Origin of the sequence: Hyphomicrobium sp. GJ21, from assembly GCF_001006785.1 — a bacterium.
Taxonomy (GTDB): domain Bacteria; phylum Pseudomonadota; class Alphaproteobacteria; order Rhizobiales; family Hyphomicrobiaceae; genus Hyphomicrobium_B.
Map to the genome: position 1 here is coordinate 1447996 of NZ_CDHO01000003.1, position 19597 is coordinate 1467592.

Annotated in this window: 19 protein-coding genes and 1 pseudogene; 14 read left to right on the forward strand and 6 right to left on the reverse strand. The window is 58.8% G+C overall.

The annotated features are described in order from the left end of the window. Window positions 1-15 precede the first annotated feature (15 nt). A complete protein-coding gene (locus HYPGJ_RS15240; RefSeq protein WP_046847883.1) occupies window positions 16-903 on the reverse strand; it encodes an ImmA/IrrE family metallo-endopeptidase in 888 nt (295 codons plus the stop codon). Window positions 904-905: 2 nt separating this feature from the next. Beyond that, window positions 906-1232, reverse strand: coding sequence for a helix-turn-helix transcriptional regulator (locus tag HYPGJ_RS15245; protein WP_046847884.1), 327 nt, complete (start codon window positions 1230-1232; stop codon window positions 906-908). 151 nt (window positions 1233-1383) lie between these two features. Here HYPGJ_RS15245 and HYPGJ_RS15250 point away from each other — a divergent pair, with 151 nt between their 5' ends. The 4 genes from HYPGJ_RS15250 to HYPGJ_RS15265 all read left to right on the forward strand — a co-directional run bounded on the left by HYPGJ_RS15250 (window position 1384) and on the right by HYPGJ_RS15265 (window position 4282). After that, window positions 1384-1593, forward strand: coding sequence for a hypothetical protein (locus HYPGJ_RS15250; RefSeq protein ID WP_046847885.1), 210 nt, complete (start codon window positions 1384-1386; stop codon window positions 1591-1593). 10 nt (window positions 1594-1603) lie between these two features. Next, window positions 1604-2326, forward strand: a complete 723-nt coding sequence (locus HYPGJ_RS15255) for a toll/interleukin-1 receptor domain-containing protein (protein ID WP_046847886.1) — start codon at window positions 1604-1606, stop codon at window positions 2324-2326. 215 nt (window positions 2327-2541) lie between these two features. Then, window positions 2542-3381 (forward strand): type IV toxin-antitoxin system AbiEi family antitoxin domain-containing protein, encoded by an 840-nt coding sequence (locus tag HYPGJ_RS15260; RefSeq protein ID WP_046847887.1) that lies wholly within the window; start codon window positions 2542-2544, stop codon window positions 3379-3381. Further along, on the forward strand, window positions 3371-4282 hold the full coding sequence (locus HYPGJ_RS15265) for a nucleotidyl transferase AbiEii/AbiGii toxin family protein (protein WP_046847888.1): 912 nt from the start codon (window positions 3371-3373) through the stop codon (window positions 4280-4282). Before HYPGJ_RS15260 ends, HYPGJ_RS15265 begins: the two co-directional genes overlap by 11 nt. Before the next feature lie 465 nt (window positions 4283-4747). Here HYPGJ_RS15265 and HYPGJ_RS15275 read toward each other — a convergent pair whose 3' ends face one another. Next, window positions 4748-5119: a hypothetical protein gene (locus HYPGJ_RS15275; protein WP_083984148.1), complete on the reverse strand. Its 372-nt coding sequence runs from the start codon at window positions 5117-5119 to the stop codon at window positions 4748-4750. A gap of 142 nt (window positions 5120-5261) precedes the next feature. On the opposite strand from HYPGJ_RS15275, the pseudogene HYPGJ_RS15280 reads away from it, so the two are divergent. Together HYPGJ_RS15280 and HYPGJ_RS15285 are read left to right on the forward strand one after the other, a co-directional pair. Beyond that, a pseudogene (locus HYPGJ_RS15280) lies at window positions 5262-5878 on the forward strand (IS5-like element IS1355 family transposase); the annotation flags it as partial. Window positions 5879-5943: 65 nt separating this feature from the next. Beyond that, window positions 5944-7179 carry an IS701-like element IS1357 family transposase gene (locus HYPGJ_RS15285; RefSeq protein WP_013214745.1) on the forward strand — a complete coding sequence of 412 codons (1236 nt, stop codon included), beginning with the start codon at window positions 5944-5946 and terminating at the stop codon, window positions 7177-7179. A gap of 257 nt (window positions 7180-7436) precedes the next feature. Here HYPGJ_RS15285 and dcmR read toward each other — a convergent pair whose 3' ends face one another. Beyond that, a complete protein-coding gene (dcmR, locus tag HYPGJ_RS15290; protein WP_013214746.1) occupies window positions 7437-8234 on the reverse strand; it encodes a transcriptional repressor DcmR in 798 nt (265 codons plus the stop codon). Between the two features lie 690 nt (window positions 8235-8924). On the opposite strand from dcmR, the gene dcmA reads away from it, so the two are divergent. The 8 genes from dcmA to HYPGJ_RS15330 all read left to right on the forward strand — a co-directional run bounded on the left by dcmA (window position 8925) and on the right by HYPGJ_RS15330 (window position 15861). Beyond that, window positions 8925-9791 (forward strand): dichloromethane dehalogenase, encoded by an 867-nt coding sequence (gene dcmA, locus HYPGJ_RS15295; protein WP_046847890.1) that lies wholly within the window; start codon window positions 8925-8927, stop codon window positions 9789-9791. Between the two features lie 177 nt (window positions 9792-9968). Next, on the forward strand, window positions 9969-10955 hold the full coding sequence (locus HYPGJ_RS15300) for a CmcJ/NvfI family oxidoreductase (RefSeq protein WP_013214748.1): 987 nt from the start codon (window positions 9969-9971) through the stop codon (window positions 10953-10955). 61 nt (window positions 10956-11016) lie between these two features. Further along, window positions 11017-11562: a hypothetical protein gene (locus HYPGJ_RS15305; protein WP_244466186.1), complete on the forward strand. Its 546-nt coding sequence runs from the start codon at window positions 11017-11019 to the stop codon at window positions 11560-11562. A gap of 207 nt (window positions 11563-11769) precedes the next feature. Next, window positions 11770-12102, forward strand: coding sequence for a nitrate/nitrite transporter NrtS (gene nrtS, locus HYPGJ_RS19365; protein ID WP_173390158.1), 333 nt, complete (start codon window positions 11770-11772; stop codon window positions 12100-12102). A 466-nt stretch (window positions 12103-12568) separates the two neighbouring features. Then, window positions 12569-13738, forward strand: coding sequence for a hypothetical protein (locus tag HYPGJ_RS15315; RefSeq protein WP_015822499.1), 1170 nt, complete (start codon window positions 12569-12571; stop codon window positions 13736-13738). Window positions 13739-14191: 453 nt separating this feature from the next. Beyond that, window positions 14192-14650 (forward strand): helix-turn-helix domain-containing protein, encoded by a 459-nt coding sequence (locus tag HYPGJ_RS15320; protein ID WP_046847894.1) that lies wholly within the window; start codon window positions 14192-14194, stop codon window positions 14648-14650. Window positions 14651-14652: 2 nt separating this feature from the next. After that, complete coding sequence (locus HYPGJ_RS15325; RefSeq protein WP_046847895.1) at window positions 14653-15243, forward strand: PIN domain-containing protein; 591 nt, start codon at window positions 14653-14655, stop codon at window positions 15241-15243. Window positions 15244-15522: 279 nt separating this feature from the next. After that, window positions 15523-15861 (forward strand): hypothetical protein, encoded by a 339-nt coding sequence (locus HYPGJ_RS15330; RefSeq protein ID WP_046847896.1) that lies wholly within the window; start codon window positions 15523-15525, stop codon window positions 15859-15861. A gap of 10 nt (window positions 15862-15871) precedes the next feature. Here HYPGJ_RS15330 and HYPGJ_RS15335 read toward each other — a convergent pair whose 3' ends face one another. Together HYPGJ_RS15335 and HYPGJ_RS15345 are read right to left on the reverse strand one after the other, a co-directional pair. After that, window positions 15872-16609: a hypothetical protein gene (locus HYPGJ_RS15335; protein WP_046847897.1), complete on the reverse strand. Its 738-nt coding sequence runs from the start codon at window positions 16607-16609 to the stop codon at window positions 15872-15874. Between the two features lie 567 nt (window positions 16610-17176). Beyond that, a complete protein-coding gene (locus tag HYPGJ_RS15345; RefSeq protein WP_046847899.1) occupies window positions 17177-19426 on the reverse strand; it encodes a hypothetical protein in 2250 nt (749 codons plus the stop codon). Window positions 19427-19597: the final 171 nt, after the last annotated feature.

A 19597-nucleotide genomic window follows, 5' to 3' on the forward strand; every position in this document is an offset into this window, starting at 1 on the left:
AAATCGCAAATGCGACTAGCGCCAGCGCGCCTGCTGATCTCTGAAGCGCTGCGTCGACGTCCGGTCATCATCCGCCTCTTCGGCCTCCTCGATTTCGAGCCAGAGCATCAACAGCGCATATCCGTCCTGCTGAGGATACACCTGCTCGAAGAGCTCCGCCCGTTGCCCTTGCTTGAGGTCGACCCAAAGCTCGGGAATGATCGATGACAATTCGCTGGCGACGCGCTGGCGCACATCCTTCGCGTAGAAGCTAGATGCCCGCGGCACGGGCTTGCCGTAGGCTGCCGAAATCCATGGGAATGTCGGTCCCTTGTGGGCGCGTCGGACGATGCCGTCCTTGATCACCACGATGGCCAGTTGTTCGGGGTGATAGCGGGCGTAGGCGCGGGCGGCCGCCTCTTTGCTGACGTCGAAATGTTTCGCGACCAGAGGGATGTGTGCAAGCGTCGGATCACCCTTCGGGATGAATTTCCGCAGCGACGGCGGCGGGATCAGGAGAAGGCCGGAGAACTCGTTCGCCTCGGCCTCCATGCGAGCATAGCGGTCGCCCTGGTCGGCCGACCATTTTGCCATGTCGGCCCGTGAGCAAAGGAATTTGCCGGGCTCTACCGGCTTGTGAGACACAATTAAGAAGTGCCCCAGCTCATGCCCGATGGTGAATCTGCGGCGCCCAGAAGGCGCCGCGCGGTTGACGAGGATGAAGCCAGTCGAACGGGCGTCGTCGGTCACAAGGCCGCCTTCAAAGCCCTCGGTCTCAAGCGGCGCGATCTTCTCGATATCGAGCTGCTTGGCCAGCTCTTCAATCGGCACCGGTATCGGCAGGCCCTTCTCGACGGACAGTATCTTGGTGACGAGGCCCATCGGTGAGCCCGTGTCGGCCAAGTCCATCCGCGAGATCTTCATGGCTACCCCTTGGGCTTGCGGCTCTTCAGGTGATCCATCATGGCCTGAATGGCCTGGCGGTCGGCAGGACTCAGCTCGTTCAACTCACGATACATGGCCACGACCTGCGGATCGGCCCCCTCGCCTGTCGGATTCTCGCCGATCAAGTCGGCGACGCTGACGTCGAAGCATTTCGCCAGCCTGGTCAGAAGCTCGATGGACGGATTGCTGCTCTTGCCGGTCTCGAGGTCCCAAATGTGCGCCTTCGACGCGCCGACCTCATCAGCAACATCTTGAAGTGACTTCTTTTTTTTGAGTCTTAATTCTTTGATTTTTGAAGCCAGCGCCATTCAGACCTCTCGTCGAATCGTAACGGCGCGGTTTAGGACCGCGCCGCTATCAGACGATTTTGTACCACACCAGTTGACGGGACGCAAACTGTACAGATATAGTTGTACGGAATCGTCGACTCAGTGTCGGGGATAGAAAGGATCAGTTTCGATGACTAAGCACTGCAATAGCGGCCTGGATGATCGCTGCCGCGACCAGGATGGCGAGATTCGCCAGAAGCGTGGCGACACCCTCGTGGGCACTCTGCGCAAGACCTACGGGCCCGACTTCGCGCCCAGCGTCCGCAGCGACATGCGCCTCGACATGCTGCGTGAACGCATGGGCGGCGCATCGCTGTCGCAGATTGTCAAAGGCAAGTAGGAGACGCAGCGTGGCTAGATGCACAGCACCAGTAGAAGGCCATCGCTCAGCCAGCGCTGCGGCGAACTGCCCGGCATGCCGGGGAAGTTGGGGGCGCCGCTACGGTGGCCACAGCTACAGCTCGTACTCGCCCCCATCTTACTACTCGTCCCCGTCGTACTCTTCGTCAGGAAGCAGCTCGGGCGGCCGAAGCAGCGGCGGTGGGTCTGGCAGTCGCGTAAGGGCCAGATGGTCGCGACCCGGCTCATCCGTGCTGTACACGCCGACCGAGGTGCGCGAGCTCACTCCAGTCCGCGAGGCCGTTGAGAAGCAAGCGACCCTTGACCTTCGAGATATGTTTCTTTGCCATGCGTGGGACGACCGGCAGGGCGCAGCCAAACAATTGCACGATCTGCTTGAGGCACGAGGCGTCAAAGTATGGTTCAGCGAAAAGGACGTTGGCCTTGGCGTTCCATTGATGCGCGCCATCGACAAGGGCCTGGCGAACTCGCGGATTGGGATCGTATTGGTGACCCCTGCGTTGCTGCAACGCCTCCCAAAAGAGAGCATCGCCGACAAGGAGCTTTCGGTACTGCTCGCCGGTGCGCGCATCGTTCCCGTTGTCCACCAGACGACGTATGAAGCTCTCAGGAACATCAGCCCTATGCTTGCCTCTCGGACCGGTCTCGACACTGCAGAAGAGTCGATGGCGGACGTCGCCACCAAACTCGCCGAGCTAGTTGCCCTCCCTTAGCGCGATTTCCAAAGCGGCCGGCCGGAATTCGCACAAGCAGTGCGCGCGCTGACATGGCTGCGGTTAGGCCTTCAGGCCCGTGGAGCACTACGAAATCACACGGTACTGGGGCCGCTGGGCCGGTTTACGGAATATTAATTTCACGTATCATAGCTACGTAAATCGCCTAAAACTTAAACTCGCGCTTGGTTTGAAAACTCGCTATTTTACGTAGTATGGCGACGCAATTACTAGGAAAGCTAAACCACCTCCGCCGGGATCTCCCGGAGGGGCTGCTCGTTGACGCGGCTTGGCTGAGCAAGCACGGCTACTCCACCAGTTTGGTCAGCAAGTATGTCGCGGCCGGCTATCTCGAACGGCCGGCCGGCCGTGTGTACCGGAAGCCGCGCGGCGCCTTGAGCTGGGAGCAGGCCGTCATATCCCTTCAGACACTTCTTTACCGCACGCCGCTGGCCGTCGGCGGGCGAACGGCGCTGGCGCTTCAAGGCTACGAGCATTACCTGCCTCGCGTCACGCAACAGGTGCACCTCTACGGACCATCCGCGCCACCCGGTTGGCTCTCGAAGCTTCCCCTCTCCGTCCACTTCGTCTTCCACAACAGCACCAGGTTCTTCTCGCCGGAAGCGAGCCTGCCGCCCCAAGGCGATCTCAACCGCGCAAACGTCGCGGCCGAGAAGGAAGCGGCCGAAAAGGGCTTCGTCATCCAGTCATGGGGGCAATGGCGCTGGCCGCTGGTGATCTCTTCGCCGGAGCGGGCGCTCCTCGAAGTGCTCGACGAGCTTCCCGATCACGAGAGCTTCGAGGCCGTGGACAAGCTGGTCGAGAGCCTCTCGACTCTAAGCCCCAGGCGCATGCAGACATTGCTGAAGGCGTGCCAAAGCGTGAAGGCCAAGCGGCTGTTCTTCTTCTTTGCCGATCGCCATTCGCATGCCTGGAAAAACAAGATAAACAAGGATCACGTCGATCTCGGAAGCGGCAAGCGCATGCTGGTCAAAGGTGGCGTGTTCGACCGCACCTATCAAATCACCGTGCCGAAAGGGCTCGATGCCGTTTAGCGACCAGTATCGCAGACAGGTCACTCTGCTAATCCGCGTCGTCCCGCTGGTCGCGCAGGAAGACTGCTTTGCGCTCAAGGGCGGGACCGCGATCAATCTCTTCGTCCGCGACCTGCCCCGCCTGTCCGTCGATATCGACCTCACCTATCTGCCGGTGCAGCCGCGCGACCAATCGCTCAAGGAGATCGAAGCCGCGCTCAGGCGCATCGCCGGCCGCATCAAGGCGCAAATCGCCGGGTGCCAGGTCACGGAAGGCTCGGCCGAACGCCGCGTCAACAAGCTGTTCGTCCAGCTCGGCGCCGCGACCGTCAAGATCGAGGTGACGCCGGTCCTTCGCGGCTGCGTCTATTCCGCGAAAACGCAATCCGTGACCGCGACCGTCGAGGACGAATTCGGCTTCGCTGAAATCCAAGTCGTCTCGCACGCCGACCTCTATGCCGGAAAGCTGGTCGCGGCGCTCGACCGGCAGCATCCGCGCGACTTTTTCGACGTGCGCGCTTTGCTCGCCAACGAGGGCATCACCGACGATCTGCGAAAGGCCTTCGTCGTGTACATGCTCAGCCATCACCGACCGATGGCGGAAGTCCTCGATCCACCGCGCCGGGACATGAAGGACGACTACGAACACGGCTTCGTCGGGATGACCGAAGTGCCCGTCCCCCTCGCCGAACTGGAAGAGACGCGCGAGGTGATGATCAAGGCTATCGTGGGCGACATGCCGGACGCGCACCGGAAATTTCTGGTCAGCTTCGAACAGGGCATGCCGGAGTGGGATCTGCTAGGGCTGCCCGGGGTGCCCAATCTTCCGGCCGTCAAATGGCGCCAGCTCAATCTCGACAAGCTCTCCAAGGAAAAACGTGAGGCGCTCGTAGCCGCGCTGGAAAAAGCGCTCGGCGTATAGCGGCTCGCTGCCGCACCTGATTGTTCGAAGCCTTCAGCTCACATCGATCGGGACGTGCGTCACACGTCTTTGCCGAGCGCAATCAGCATGTCCCGCCGCCACCAATTCTCGAAACCCCACGGCTTTTCGTTGATGCGCGTCTTTCGGCGAAGGCATGCGGGCAAGCGGTCTTCCGCGCTCCAACCTCATCTCACCACCAAGCTCGCCGCCGAATCCAAGTCCTATGCGGAGGCTTGGGGTCGCATCGACGGATCGCTGAAGACGCTTGGCATGGATCACATTGACCTGATGCTGATCCACAGCCCACAACCTTGTACCGAATTCAGCGACGGCGGTCACTTCGACGGATGCAACCTGGACGTTTCGCCTCCCGCTGCGCATCGGTGATATTCGGACTTCGCAGCGGCACTTCGCGGGAATCTTCGTTTCGCTAGCTGATGGAGCCCAGATCATCCTCGGATCCAATTATCTTGTTCGTTCACCGTCTCGTTTGTAATCGCGCCGGTCAACGTGGCCCGCCTGCTCTGCCCCGCGACGCCGGCTGCTGGCAAGCTCCGAAAGCTCATTCTTCAGCGCATGACGGCGGGTTTCGACGGCAGGCATGTCGTTGACGAATTGCCGAACTTGGCGAGCTAACTCGTGATCCGCTGCCACGCCGGAGCGCTGCAGCTCAGCAGCATAGTCGAGATATCGCCGCCGGATCGCGTCCTGACGTGACTTGGTCTGCTCGTCCCAAGGATGTTTGGCAGTACTGCCGCCCCTAACCTCCGAAATCACCTCCTTACGAGCGAGCCGATCGACATCGGGCGTGATTTTTCGCTTGCGTAAAGCGAGCACCGCGCCGCGATCGGCCTTTCGAACCCGCCCGCGGGTACGCCGCGGCGTTGCCTCCGCCGCGATCCCGCGAAGCCGGAGTTCGCCGGCAAACCGTTCTCGCCAGGCTTGCAGATCCGCCTTGCGCGGGTTGAGGCGCTTGCCGTCATAGGTCCACGGCTACTTCGATCTGTGGACCTATGACGGCACATTGGAGCGAATCCACCACGCGCTTTATGAGCAGTGTCGCGAACGAGCGCAGCGGAAAGCCAGTCCGACCGCGGCCATCATCGACAGCCAGAGCGTGAAAAGCGCAGAAAAAGGGGGGCGTGCATTGATCCGCACGGGTACGATGCGGGCAAGAAGATCAAGGGCAAGAAGCGGCACATTCTCGTCGACACGGTAGGTCTTCTGCTCCACGCCGTCGTTCATCCGGCCGACATTCAGGATCGCGATGGAGGCGTTCTCGTGATGGCCACACTGTTCGAGATGTTTCCGTTTTTGAAGAAGCTGTTCGTAGATAGCGGGTATAAAGGACCGAAATTTGCCAATGCGCTCGCGAAAGTTCGACCGCATATCGAGATCGAAATCGTCAAACGTTCCGATCAGGTCAGCAGCTTTGTGGTCTTGCCCAAACGCTGGATCGTCGAGCGCACCATTGCGTGGCTCAACCGCTGCCGCCGCCTTGCCAAGGACTGGGAGTGCCTCAACCGAAAGGCGTTGGCGTTCTTGCGCCTCGCCTCAATCCGTCTCATGCTCAGAAAACTCTGCAATCCGGCCTGAAGTGTCCGGACAGACTCTAACACTACAGTTGCCTTTTATGGAGATTTCTGAATCCATGGGCAACCATGATTCGAAGATCGTGGGCGCAGACAGCGTCGATTGAAGAGACGCTTGCGCTGTGGGCGGCGTCGCTTCGTGAGATCAAGAAACGGATACGTCCGTTGTTCAATCAAGATCGCGTTGCGAGGAATGCAGGCTTGTTCCTGGAAGGCCTTCTCGGAGATGAGCAACGCAAAACCGGCTGGATGCGCGCGGAGGCAGCTGGCGATCCTGGCCCTTGGCGGCAACAAGCGATCCTGGGGCGCAGGGATTGGGATGCGGATGGCCTGCGCGATATCGTCCGCGATTATGTCATCGAGCATTTGGCGGATCACGATGCGGTCCTCGTGATCGACGAGACCGGCTTTCTCAAGCAGGGCAAGGCGTCGTGCGGAGTGGCGCGGCAATATACTGGTTCCGCGGGCAAGATCACGAACTGCCAGATTGGCGTCTTCGCTGCCTACGTATCGCGCCACGGTCATGCGTTCATCGATCGCGCGCTGTATCTTCCGAAGGAATGGACCGACGATCCAACTCGCCTCAAAGCCGCATACGTGCCCGCCGATGCCGGCTTTGCGACCAAACCAAGGCTTGCGACGAGAATGATTGCACGCGCCATAGCCGCGTCCGTCCCATTCAAGTGGGTCGCCGGCGATACCGTCTACGGCGTTGGCGATATCGAACAGCAACTACGCAAAGCAGGCAAAGGCTATGTGCTCGGGGTCAGCAGTGCTCATGTATTTCAATCCTGGGGCAAGCGGCGATCGGTTGCCGGTGCGGCCGCGGACATCGCCCGGACGCTCCGCTCGTCCGACTGGAAAAGCCTGTCGACAGGGGCCGGAACCAAAGGACCGCGGCTGCATGATTGGTGCTATCTCGAGTTGGCCGATCTAGAAGTCGAAGAATCAAACGACACAAATCACGGTCTTTGGACGCGAGGTCTACTGATCCGTCGCCATATCGCCGATGGCGATCTCGCCTTCTTCACCACTTGGTGTCCAGCGGGAACATCCATCGAAACGCTGGTGGCGGTCGAAGGCCATCGGTGGGCGATCGAGGACAGTTTCGAAACCGCGAAGAACGAGTTCGGACTCGATCACAACGAGAGCAGATCCTGGCATGGCTGGCACCGTCACGTGTCCCTGGTGATGCTCGCCTTCGCCATGATGGCGGTGATCCGCCATCGCGCTAATCCGGTTGTGCCAAAAAAAAAGCAACGCCGAACCAAGACAAAAGCAAAGGCCTCACCACCCCGTCATTGATCCGTTGGTCAATCCAGGAAGTCCGCCGCATCGCCACCAGACTCGCTCGAAAGCGCATCCAGCCCGCACACATCATCGCATGGTCGCTCTGGCGCAGAGCCCACCAGGCCGCCGCTCAGCGGGCGCATTTCAAAGCAAGTAGGCAACTGTAATGCTAAGGCAAATCGTAGCTATCACAGATTGTGATGGTAAAAAGCGGTCGTCACCGGACACTTACCAGCCTACCGATGCTTGGCTGGGATCCTCCAAGGCTTGAACTAAATACAACAATCTCTCAGTGGATACTTGTAGGTATCTTCATGACTCTTGAGCGCATCAAGTATTCCCTTACTCGAAAAAACTCTAACATCGTACTGACAGAGACTTATTATCGGGAAGCGATGGCCAAGAGTGTTATTATATTCTAGCTCGTATTCATATACTTCCTGTTCGCTCCAGTCGACGGACAGCGCCCACTCCATATCACCAACAAGCCGCAGCTTTTGTTCACCGGAATATGTGGCCTTAAGAAACATCTCTTCCAGTTGATCGAGCATTTCCGCTTTATTTCTTTTAAGTGCGGGGAAAATTAACTGACCATCTTTAATGGCTTTGTGCACGTCGGGGTAAACCTCGCGCAAGACCTTTAGAATGTGAGCCTTGCCAGGTTGGGTGGCATTAAGAAAGCATATGTCCCCGGCCTTTAGGCCCTCTCTTAACAACGGGACAGAAAGTTTAAGACGGCCGGCAGGCCGTCCATAGATCGCGCAAATATGATCGTGGTATGCTATGTCCATTCCGGCGACTTGAGTTTTCGCCGCGTTCTTTACAGAGTCCGGTCGATCCGCGCCCTGGGCCGGGCTGGCCGTCTCCTGAGACACGCTGACGAAGGCGACAAGATCTTCACGCCGAAACCGCCGCGCCCGCTGATCCCCGACGCGATAGCAGGGCAGTTTTCCCGAATCGGTCCACCGCCGAAGTGATGCCTCGCTTACGTTGAGCAGGCTCGCTGCCTGTTTAATGTCTAACAGCTCCTCTTCGCTACGCTTCGCTGCGCGTGATCTTTCTTTGGTCATCCGTTTCTTCCTCGCAAGGCCCCTCTCCTGGGACGGGTAAGCCCCCGACGCCGACAGCCCGTCGAGACCCTTGTAGTTAGGCTATCCATCAGAATAGCGCAACGCTGCGTAAGTTTGATATATCGTGACTCCGAAACGCTGGAGGGACTCGGTGGGTCCGATGAGTAAAGCGCCTTCGGCCGCAACGTCAAAAGGTTTATGTCGGGAAGATGAGGGGTGGGCACAGCCCGCCACCACTCGGATCGGGCTCAGGCGCCGGGTGTGCAGCCGCCCGACTGATGTCACCGGAGTCGGTCAAGAGCCGACGCCGAGAGCCTCCCGTTACGCCTTCCTCCCCGCGCCCCATCCCCTTCGATATGCTGGTTAATCGCCGACGCCAGCCACGTCCAAAGCCCTTGTTTCCGCCAGGGCATTCGTCGCGGCGGTGGCCCTCGTCATTCGAAACGCGCGCAATAAGCGCTTGTGGTCGTCCCCGCAGTTGCACAAAAGGGCCTCCTGTTCTCGTGAATGACAACCGTGCGCTATCTGTTCTCGCTTTCGCTGCTAATAGCTACGCAATTCCGTCACATAGAGCTTGACAGAGATGCATAGCCTTGTATAGAACTAGCCCGCCGACATCTGGATCGCGCGCGACAAGCCAATAAGCGAGCGGCCTGATGCGGTTAGCAAACCACAGTAAGGGAGGATAACGTGAGTCCGAATCCAACGAACATACATACGGGTAAGACCTTGCGCCTTCTTTATCATCCGTGCTCCCAGCCATGCCGCTCAGTACATCAATTCATGTATGAGATTGACGTTCCCTTCGAGGAAGAAGTCGTGGACATCACCACGGACATCAACGAGAGGCAAGAGTTCAGGGATAAGTACAACCCGACGGGGCAGGTTCCGATTCTCGTTGATGGTGAGTTCACCGTTTGGGAGAGCGTAGCCATCGCGCGCTACGTGAACGAGAAGTTCGACGGCGCCGGCAACTGGTTCGGACGCGGCACGCAAGAGAGGGCGCAGATCAACCAGTTTCTACAATGGTACGCCTATACTCTCCGCCTTGGAGGTGGGGCGTTCCACTGGAACATCTTCGGCTGTTTGATCTATGGGGAGAAGCCGTACAGTCCAAAATTCACCGCGGAGCAAAACAAAGGGCGCACCCTTTTGTACGAAGCCATGGGGACGCTAGAGAATTACTGGCTGAGGGACCGCGAATATGTTTGCGGGGATGAGGTCAGCTATGCGGATTTGGCCGCTTTCCATGAGTTCGTGTCGCATGAGGCCGGCAAGATCATTCCGGACCGTGTCTGGCAAGGATTCCCCAAAATCGCGGCATGGTTCAAGAAACTATCTGAACGGCCTCACGCGAAGACCGTGAGCGAGTGGCAGTATACGAACGTCGGGAAAATGATCCGAGGCGAGTTAACGGCGAGTATGTTTAAGCGCAGGACGGCTGTGTTGAAGGGGACGGAGGTCTTCAGCGGACACAACCATGGAATTCCTTACTTGAACGAGAAGGTAGAGGACTACATCATGCGGGTTGAGAAGGAGGGCGCGGCAGTCGCTTAGACCGCGCTATCGCGCAGGATAACTAGCGTGCACGGCCTCGGCGCCGGCAAGGCTCGGAGCAAGATCCGATCCTTGTCGGCGATCCGGAAGCCCGAATAGACGGTGTCCGTCCGTTCTGTTCATCGCATTCCTTCGATGACCGGACAATGTCAATCCTTCGATAACCGGATAATGTCAATGCTCGAGTCACCTACCCATGGACGACTCACCTACCTCGCGAAATCCGTAGAGTCTTCGCTCTATCGCAACGGCAAGGTCTTCGCTCGCCGTGACCGTGACGGCAACGACGGCGCGCATCACGGGGCGGTGATGGAACATCGGGACGTTGTGATCAATGACGCGCGGCAGCGCAACCTCGATCAATCCTGGCGACAGTTCAATGTACGCGGTTTCGAACTGCTTCATCGGCCTCTGCAGCGACCTGAACTCCAGTTTTTTGATAACCGGCAGGTCGTTCGGGAGTACTACCCTGAGTGTGCCGAGATCGTAAGGCAGGCCACGAATGCAGCGCAGGTCTTTGCGTTCGATCACAACGTCCGCTTAGCCGAAAACATGGGCGGCGCGAAGCGCATCGCCGGTGGCCAACAGGTACAGAAACCGATCCACGTCGTGCATGGCGATTACACCCTCACGAGTGCACCACAGCGCCTACGTGATCTGGCCAGCCCGCCAGGCGTCAACGACACGCTGCGGGCCGTGCTTGGTCAGGGTGAATCGCTGCTCACGCCCGAAATCGTGTCTCGTACTTTGGATGAGGGCAAGCGGTTTGCCCTTATCAACGTGTGGCGCAGCATTGGTCTCTCGCCCGTAATGAGCGACCCCTTAGCGCTATGCGATGGGCAGAACGTTGAGCCCAATGATCTGGTAGTTTTCGAAATCCACTATCATGATCGCATCGGTGAAAACTATTTCGCGAAGTTCGGGCAGCACCATGAGTGGTGGTATTATCCGCTTATGACGCGGGACGAGGTAATATTGATCAAAACATGGGATTCTGCGGGAGGGCTTGCTCAATCAAATGGTCGGCACGCTGATTCCTATGGGGTCGATGGTAACGCTCCCTGCACATTCAGCTTTCACTCAGGGTTCAGCGATTCCAACACCCCGGCTGATGCGCCAGAAAGGCAAAGCATCGAAGTAAGATGCGTCGCCCTTTTTGACTGATGTCGAAATCGAAAATAGACCCAGGCGCCTCAGAATGTGGCTCACAGCGAAGGCTTTCACAATGTTAGATGGTAATGGCACAACACGATGGCCTTTGGCCGAGCTGCTGCAGTCCTCCACTCCTCACCCTGACTTCGGCGCGGGCGCGTTGTTGTTTGGCCAATTCGTAGGGGTCTGGGATGCGGACGTCAGGTTTATCGACTCGGACGGCTCGGTGTCGATCGATGGGCCCGGCGTCTGGTCATTTGGCTGGGTGCTCGACGGCAGAGTAATCCAAGACGTTTTGACCTACCCACGAGCAGGCAGCGCACGACCAGGCGAGCGCGGTATTGGCACGACCTTGCGACGCTACAATCCAGATGCCGACACCTGGGCAGTGATATGGTGCGGAGCGACCTCGGGCGTTTTGGTCACTCTGACCGCCAAGGCCGTCGACTACGGTATCCAGCTCGATGGCTTCGCCGCGAACGGCACGCCGCTCCGTTGGTCCTTCACGGATATCGCCGATGATAGGTTTCACTGGGGAGGCTACATCCTAGATCAGGAGGGTTCCTGGCGGCTCGAACAGGAAATGAACGTCCGGCGCCGCCTCGAACGCCCCTCCTAGGGCTTGTCGGATCCAGTCTTGTTAGGGGTGTGCGCAGGCCGTCAAGGTGCCGTCCGGAATGCGGTTGGAATTCGGCTTGGCGAATTCTCCGGGAACATGAAGTTATCGTTTCAGGCGGCAAGGTCAATTGGCTGATCGATGGGTTTTGTGGCGAGGGTTTGCCAACCATCGACCGGCGGGCAATAAACGGGGGATACGGCAATTAAAATGGCTCTAACTCATTCGCGAAGGCGCCCGACTGTCAGGCGGGCAATCTTCGTTTCGCTGGTGGTGGGAACGGTTCTCAACCTTATCAACCACTATGACGTATTTCTCACACAGACTTTGAGCTCATCGGTTCTGGTACAGATGGGCCTGACCTATCTCGTTCCGTATCTGGTTTCGACTTACAGCCAGGTCGCAGCCATTATGGAGGCCCATCAGGGTGGCTGGGGGTCTCCCCCAGCCGTCACTGATAGGGCGCCTGCCTCTTCAGGCGTCCAGGTTGCCTCACCTTTAGGGCCCCTGAATACGTTGCACAACTCTGGGCACCCAAGCTGAGCGGGTCGCCGAGGTTCTCGCCGCTATCATGTTCGAACAAGGGTGCCAGTCGTTCTTGGCATTCGGCCAGCACGCGCTCGCACCAGGCTTCCGGGCTGCCGTCCTTGTCGAACATGTCGCTTTTCACGACGGTCAGCAATTTTCCGCGGAGCTCGTTGGTGTCGTAGCTATATCCATCCAGCGAGGCCGTCCGCCAGTTCAGGTCCCGCGTGGCCGCCCCGATCGCGAGCGTAGCGAGCTTGACCTGTTTCCAATCCAGCCCGTCGACGTGCAGCAGGCGCCATGCGTCGTAGAGATTGTAAATCGGCGCGGGGTCTGGACGCCGATCTGCGCTGTAACGTCCTGATTTACTTCATATCAGCGGGGCGCATTGCCTCATCAATAATGTTACCGGAGAACTGATCGTCAGGAGTGGGGCGGCGATACCGAATCGGATCGGTATCGCCGATGGCAGGATGGAATCAGCATGGGTACGCGGCGCGAGATCACGGCGGCGGTGGTGGACCGCTATCGATCAGCGGGGCGGATGGATAAGGGGCGCATTCTCGACGAACTTTGCGCGGTGACGGGCTGGCATCGCAAGCATGCGGTTCGGGCGCTGGCCAGTCATGTCGGAATTTCGCCGGAGGCCCGGCGGCAGCGAAGCCCGACCTATGGCGCTCCTATCAAGGATGACAGCGCGTTCATGAACGATGTCGTCGTGCCCTGGTGTCGCGCGCAAAAAATCGAGGTGACGCGTTCGCGCGCCTATAAGAAGAATGATCAAGCTTTCGTCGAGCAGAAGAACGGCGCGGTCGTCCGACGGCTTGTGGGATACGGTCGCTTCGATGGCGGCGAGACGACGCGTGTGCTGGAACGTTTGTATGCTGCATCTCGGCTGCACACCAACTTCTTCCAGCCGTCCTTTAAGCTAAAGTACAAGCGACGCGAAGGCGCAAAAGTGATCAAGCGTTATCATGTTCCGGCCACGCCCTATGAGCGCGCACTAGCGCACCCGAAATTGAGCAGGGCCGTCAAGCGGCGTCTTCGAGAGATTTATCGCACGCTCGATCCTGTGGCTCTGCTGGCTGAGATGAGGGACGCTCAGGCGGAGCCTGGCACGCGCGTCGGCGCCCGCGCGAGTAAGCTCGCGGCAGTAGCCAGCCTACCGGCACCGACAACGAACGCAGCAGCGTTCGCGAAGAGGCTTGGCAATGATGTGCATCTGGGGGAGCAGCGCATCATCCATCGGCGCATGCACAAGCCATATAAAAAGCGTGTCAGAATGCCATCGATTCTCGATCCGCACCGCGCTGACATCGAGCGCTGGCTGGCGGCCGAGCCTCGTCTGACCGCGCTGGCAATCCTCGGTCGCCTCGCCGAACATTCCCCCGAAAAGTTTGGGCCGCCGCAGCACACCATCGTGCAGCGCTTGTTGCGATCGCTCAGACGAAATGCAGCCGAGGTGATCGTCCCTCGCATGGCGGGGGGTACGGCACCGGCCGCCATTGGTGATCCCGGGACTGGGGGCGGCGCTGCGTGTGATGGGCACTCCGCGACGCCCCCAGTCCCTCCGATCCTGCGAGCAATGACGCAACCTCGGACCGGCCGACAGTCGGAACTATATCCGTCAAGCGAAAGTAACATTCTCAGGTGAGGCAATACGCGGGGTCAAGGTTCGGCGCCGATTCACACCGAGAACGAGCCGAACCCAACTCGAGCACTTTTGCGGCCTCCAAGGTGAATACTCAGGCTGAAGCCATTGCACCGACTTCGTCGCTCCTGGCGGGGCGCGAGACAGAGCTCGACGCGTTATTGCCCAGCCGTTTAAAGGAATTTAGCCGCAAGGGTACGACACCCTTGCGGATTTTATCTTCGTCCAGTCTTCTGGTAAGATATTGATATTATTCGCATAACATAGATTTTGGAATTTATTCCTAGCCGACCAGTCCATGAGGCGCGGCAACGCCAAAAGTTCCCAATCAGCTTGGGACAAAGGGAGGGAGGCCCAGCAGCTGGCCAGGAACTTTAGGGGCGTTTCGTTTATTTCACTTGTTGCGTTTATTTCGAATATAGCCTATACAAAAGGCCGTATAGGGGAGAAAATACGATGACGATGCCAGCCTACGCTGAAGAGCTGGGAGGTACTCGCCTGCCTTCCGCGAGCGAGAAGGCGGCAGCCAACCAGCTTCGTCAGATACTCGCTTCGCATGCGACGGGAGATGCCAAACTGCGAGTGCTCGACGATGCACAGCAGGCTGCTGAGATAACCTTGTCGCCGGCCCTGTCGAGTCTCTTGATGGAATTGCTGCGGCATATCGGTCGCGGCGATGCGGTGACGCTTGTGCCTGTGCATGAGATGTTGACTACGCAGCAAGCTGCCGACATCCTGAATGTCTCGCGTCCGTTTCTGGTCTCGCTGCTCGAGAAGGACGAAATTCAGCACGTGACAGTGGGGCGTCATCGCAGGATTAGGGCAGAGGATCTATTCGCCTATAAGCGCACGCGTGATGAAAAGCGGGGCAAAGCGCTTGCGAATCTCGCTGAGCAGGACGCGGAGCACCTGTAAGCTTGTTTGCAAACCGCTTCACCGCATTCGTCGATGCGTGCTCGCTTGCAAGCGCGCTCAAAAGGAATCTGCTTCTCTCCTTGGCGGAGGCGGAATTTTTTCGTCTCCGCTGGTCGAGCCCCGTCCTGGATGAGTCCGAAACAGCTATCGAGGAAATTTTGACCGGCAAGGGCTTCGCCGACGCCGCGGCGCGCGCAGAGCGGGCGCGCGCCAGCATGGAAGCTGCCTTCGAAGACGCCATGGTTACAGATTTTGATAACTTCTTGCCGGTTGCGGCGGGTCTGCCCGATCCCAACGATCACCACGTTGTTGCTGCGGCGGCCAAGACGGAAGCCGCAATGATCGTAACGGAAAACCTTAAGGACTTTCCGGCGGCAATTCTTTCCGACCTGAACATGGAGGCGAAATCGGCCGACGCTTTCATTGCGGATACTATCGCACTCGACGAAGCTCGCGCTGTTGCAGCCATTCGGCGTATGCGCGAACGCTTCAAGAAACCGGAAATGACGCCGGCGGAGCTCTTGCTCGTAATGGAAGCTGCGGGACTGATTGAGACGGTTGACGTGCTAAGGCCGCACGTGGAATCCCTCTAGGTCAGTAGCCAACCAGACGGGCTTTTGGCAACGCGATCTTGATGCAAACTCGACTTCGGATATTCCATAATGAGTATTATGCGAAGGCCGTTGTCGCAACGCACGTCACATTGAATGTCGCAAGTAGTCGCCAGAAATGGCGGTATTCAGCCATTTTTTCGAAGATACACAGCGGATGTGACGCGGCAGGCATATTTCCTCGGGAAATGTTCACTGTGCTGATGGATATTTCCTCAGGATATGTGACATCGCGTGTCACTTCGCAGTAGACTCCTATCCATGAAGCCGATGATGTGTTTTGAACTTCGCGCCGCCCTCGAAGACATGGGGCTCAAGCCGACGGTTCTCGCAAAAGTTTGCGGCGTGAAATACCTCGAGGCCTGGCGCTGGATTCAAGGGGAAAGGAAAATCCCCCGCTCGGTGCGCATCATCCTGACGCTGATCAAGACGCGAGCTCCCTCCCTCGTCATGTCCGGCCAGCTTTTGGAATGGGAGGTCAAGCGCCATCACGTGTTCCGCGAGGGCGAGACCTTCAGGGATGTCCTCAAGCGCTGGCATCCCGACGTGAACCAGCGCGACACCACGGCGGAAATGCAGGTGATCAATCAGTTTCGATAGGTTCGGGGAATTAGTTGAGCTTCTGCCCTTTGAACTTCGCGTAGGACGCGAGCTTCGCCGCCGCTTCGAGTTCAATGGAGAACGACCGGGCCTGGTCCGCAAGGGCACTGAGCTTTGTCAGCTCTTGGCGGGCCGCATTCGAAGAAGTGAGCAGGCGGGTCCTGTCATCAATCGATAGGTCCCAATCCGCCGCGCGTTTCAGGACCAGCTCGATTCTTTCGATATCATCTTCGACGGTCCATTGGATGTGGTCGAGGGCTTCCTCGCTACGGGGTTGCCGCCTTGTGATGGCCTGGGTGAGATCGGCGATGATGTCGGCTTCGGGCCTCGCCCATTGACTGAGCTTCGCGATCCACAATCCAACCTCTCCGGCGTGGGCTGGCACGCGGCCTGACGGCGGTTCATCGGGAACGACCGTCATCGCTTCAGAGAGAGTAAGCAGTTTGCGCCAGTGTCCCTGCACCTTGGTGATGCGTGAGATGAGGTCCAACAGAAGGTCGCTTCGGCCGTGTTTGGTTTCGACCCACGCCGAAAGAAGCTCCAATCTGGAGGACGTGCGCGTGAGGTTGCGGATGATTGTTGTATGATTTCGGCGGTGAATCTTTTGCGGGACGGGTTCCGCTGGGCCTTCCGCAAGGGAGAGGCTGTAGAGGACTTCAAGCTCGGCCTCGCGCCACCAGTCCAACATTCCCATCAGCCAGATATCCGGGTCATCGGAGAGAAGCGGGTTTGGCGCGGTGGTGGTCATTGGGTCGGCATTTACACCGTATGCTGATGATTGCCAATGGTTAAGCTGCGCAGCCGTGGCGGAGCGCCGGATCGGGCGGCCCGCTTTACATCATCCCGGAGGACCGGCGCCGCATCCGCGAACTTCTGGAGCGCCCTTTTGACGCCGCGCACCAACGGCGTGGGCTTCTGCAGCGGATCGAACTGGCGATGTCGGAGAACAACCCGCACCCGAAGCTGGATGAGGCAACGTGTGAGCATGTCCTGCCCAAAAAGCCGGGGCGTGGCGGGCCGTGGTCCAAGACATTCGACCCGTCGGCGTCGCGGGAATGCGCCAATCTCCAGGGCAACCTGGTGCGCTCAACCGCCGCCACAACGAGGTTGCGGGCAACAAGCCGTTCGAGGAAAAGAAGCGTGTGCTGTTCCGGGTATCCCGGCAGCGCTTTTTCGAAACGGCGAAAGCATCCGCAGCTATGATGATTGGACACCGGCTGTCATCAAGAAGCGCACCCGCGAAATGGCGGGCCAGCTGGCGAGTGTGTGGGAGCTTTAGACAAGCGCGGCTGGGGACAGGGCGAAAGTCTTGTCCCTAGGTTGGAAGGTTGAGCGTCGAGGCCAAATTCCCTGTCTGGCCCATGAGGTCCAAAATCTTGTCGACGAGTGGGTACTGGCCTCTGTCAAATTGCAGAGGATAGGTGGCATCCACGAACTTGTGCGGGCGATGATCTGGAAGCGGAAGGCTGTGGGCCAAGGCAAGTGGCAGAATGTAATCAAGTGGCTGGGTGACGTCGTAGCGGTCGGATGGCCGCGACTGAAAGGGCGCGAACGCCGAATCCGCGAACTTGCTTTTGTAGGAATAGTACAGCGATAGGCGATGCCAACCGCCACTTTTGTCGGGTTGGGTCCGGGCGGTTCTCAGCAGGAGCCTCTCTGCGGAGTCACTGATCGCCAAGGCTTGAGTGGGCCGTATGGTTCGCCATGCGTGGGCATGGGAAGCAAGGACATTTGCGTATTTGAGTTCGATGTCGCCGATGACTTGCTGAGCGAGCACGTCACGGAAACATACCGCTGCGATGATGAGGTAATCGTCGCGGATGTGTGCGGTTTCGTGACCGGCCTCGGGCGAAAAGCCGTGGTGATCCCGGAGGTAACGTTGCCAAAAGGTCTCGCCAAGCAGGGCGAGTGCGGCCAGGTTTGTTCGGTCTGTGAGTACCGCGTGCAGGGCCGGGGCCGAGGCGACTCGGAATTGACGGTCTGCTTGGGCTTCGAGGTAAAGACGCTTGGCGTCCAGGAACACCAGGTCGGATGGGCTTATGCCGTCGAGAGGTATGGACTTGAACGGCAGCTTGGGCGGGGGTGCATTGTTGGCTTCTGCTGCAACAAGAACGAGGTGGAGGGCCTCGAGGCGACCATCCACGTCAGCGAGGCCCTGGGCAAGAGTGACGATTTCGTCGACGCAAGGGTTCGACTGCCCGATGTGACGTTCGAATGCTTCTGCCAGCGCCAGTCGGGGCGATGGTTCGCCAGAAAGTCGGTAGGAATCCAGCAGGTGCCGCGCGATGCTGGATGATCTGGAGGCAAGATCGGGGTCGCCGGCGAGAGTATAAGCGATAGCGATCTTTTGGTGCAGCAGGGCGCGTTCAACAAGGTCCTCGTTGTCGTTTGCGCCGAGCCGGTCGAGGGCGAGTTCATATCGATCAAGGGCTCGATCAACACGGAAGTCTGCGAGAGGGGTCCTGAAACCTGCGAGATAAGGGACGTCCTCTTCCCGAAAGGATGCTCTCCAGACAGCGGTGGTTCTCCCGTCGTCGAAGCATCGCAGAAGGGTTTCACCTGCATCGGTGAGTTCGGGAACCGCCGCGATGGCTATGGCGGGCCCGCCGTAGCCATACTCCGCTTCAAGGTCCATCCACTTGGCGACTTCCGCGAGATGGTCTGCCGCCTCGTGGTGGAGGGTGGCCCGCACTCGGTCGATGAGAGGGCTCAGCGCCGCTTGCCGTAAATGAAGGTTGTGGCGGTCGCCGGGCTCCGCGGCGCATAACTCTCGAAGGAAGGTGGCTTTCGCCTGGGTCTTGAGCCGTTGGATGTCGAGGCGGCCGTCGCGGAAATAGTGCTTGTGGGCAGCCACCGAGAGGTCGACCAACGGCCCGATGAGCCTTCCGGCGTTGGCCGGAGGGATTCGGAGCTGCGTAATCTTGCTGAGGCATGTGAGGGAGAGGTTGGCGAGATTATAGATGACGCCGCGGTGCGAAGGGTCTTCGTGATGAAGGGTGAGGTATTGGCGGAGCGTTTTCTGCCATTGGTCGGGGTTGAAGAGGTGACTGAGTTTGATGAGTTCGAGGCGCGCTTGAATGCCTGATGACCGGAACATCATGGCCTTGCGGTGAAGCTCAAGAGCGGACGAGGCGGTTTCGTCGGCGAATGGTTCGTCGATGCATGTTATGGCATGGGCGAGTTCGGAGCGCAGAGAAGTCAGGAGCTGGGGATTGTCCTTGAGAAAGGCCATGAGGTGTTCCAGCCGTCGTCTGGACCGGTATCGCGTGGCGTCGTGGGTGTCCGCGAGGTCGAAGGAGAGTGCCGCAAAATAATCCTCGTAGGGCGTGTTGAGGTTATCGGTTCGCACGGCGTTATTGGCGTGAGCAAGGCGCGCCACGTAATCCCCCGTAAGGTGGCTGAGGAGGGCAAGCCTCGTGTGAATGATCGCGGATTTCACATGGTGGTGCGGGTCGTTGGGCGACAGCGCTTTCAATGCGGCTGCGTAGTGCGGAATGGCCTCTTGGAATTGAATCGACCACAACAGCTCACGGCCTTCGTGATCGTCGAAAGTCATGTCGAGCATTGCCGCCCCTCCGTCTGCGAACGTTAAGCGGCACGGTTGAAGGTGGCGAAAGCCAGATTTCTCATCGACCCGCTAGCGCAGCGTCGGCTGTTTGCGGCGCCGATCATCGTGAGGTTTCAAGGCCTGGGCGTGAAAACGCTCGTGCTTGCGGCCTAGCTGATCAATTAGGCG

Coding starts and splice junctions, on each gene's coding strand:
- HYPGJ_RS15335 (WP_046847897.1), bottom strand. CDS start 16,609: ATGACCACCACCGCGCCAAACCCGCTTCTCTCCGATGACCCGGATATC.
- nrtS (WP_173390158.1), top strand. CDS start 11,770: ATGGCTCTAACTCATTCGCGAAGGCGCCCGACTGTCAGGCGGGCAATC.
- HYPGJ_RS15250 (WP_046847885.1), top strand. CDS start 1,384: ATGACTAAGCACTGCAATAGCGGCCTGGATGATCGCTGCCGCGACCAG.
- HYPGJ_RS15330 (WP_046847896.1), top strand. CDS start 15,523: ATGAAGCCGATGATGTGTTTTGAACTTCGCGCCGCCCTCGAAGACATG.
- HYPGJ_RS15315 (WP_015822499.1), top strand. CDS start 12,569: ATGGGTACGCGGCGCGAGATCACGGCGGCGGTGGTGGACCGCTATCGA.
- HYPGJ_RS15265 (WP_046847888.1), top strand. CDS start 3,371: ATGCCGTTTAGCGACCAGTATCGCAGACAGGTCACTCTGCTAATCCGC.
- HYPGJ_RS15245 (WP_046847884.1), bottom strand. CDS start 1,232: ATGGCGCTGGCTTCAAAAATCAAAGAATTAAGACTCAAAAAAAAGAAG.
- HYPGJ_RS15320 (WP_046847894.1), top strand. CDS start 14,192: ATGACGATGCCAGCCTACGCTGAAGAGCTGGGAGGTACTCGCCTGCCT.
- HYPGJ_RS15285 (WP_013214745.1), top strand. CDS start 5,944: ATGATTCGAAGATCGTGGGCGCAGACAGCGTCGATTGAAGAGACGCTT.
- HYPGJ_RS15240 (WP_046847883.1), bottom strand. CDS start 903: ATGAAGATCTCGCGGATGGACTTGGCCGACACGGGCTCACCGATGGGC.
- HYPGJ_RS15300 (WP_013214748.1), top strand. CDS start 9,969: ATGCTCGAGTCACCTACCCATGGACGACTCACCTACCTCGCGAAATCC.
- HYPGJ_RS15345 (WP_046847899.1), bottom strand. CDS start 19,426: ATGCTCGACATGACTTTCGACGATCACGAAGGCCGTGAGCTGTTGTGG.
- HYPGJ_RS15305 (WP_244466186.1), top strand. CDS start 11,017: ATGTTAGATGGTAATGGCACAACACGATGGCCTTTGGCCGAGCTGCTG.
- HYPGJ_RS15260 (WP_046847887.1), top strand. CDS start 2,542: ATGGCGACGCAATTACTAGGAAAGCTAAACCACCTCCGCCGGGATCTC.
- dcmR (WP_013214746.1), bottom strand. CDS start 8,234: ATGACCAAAGAAAGATCACGCGCAGCGAAGCGTAGCGAAGAGGAGCTG.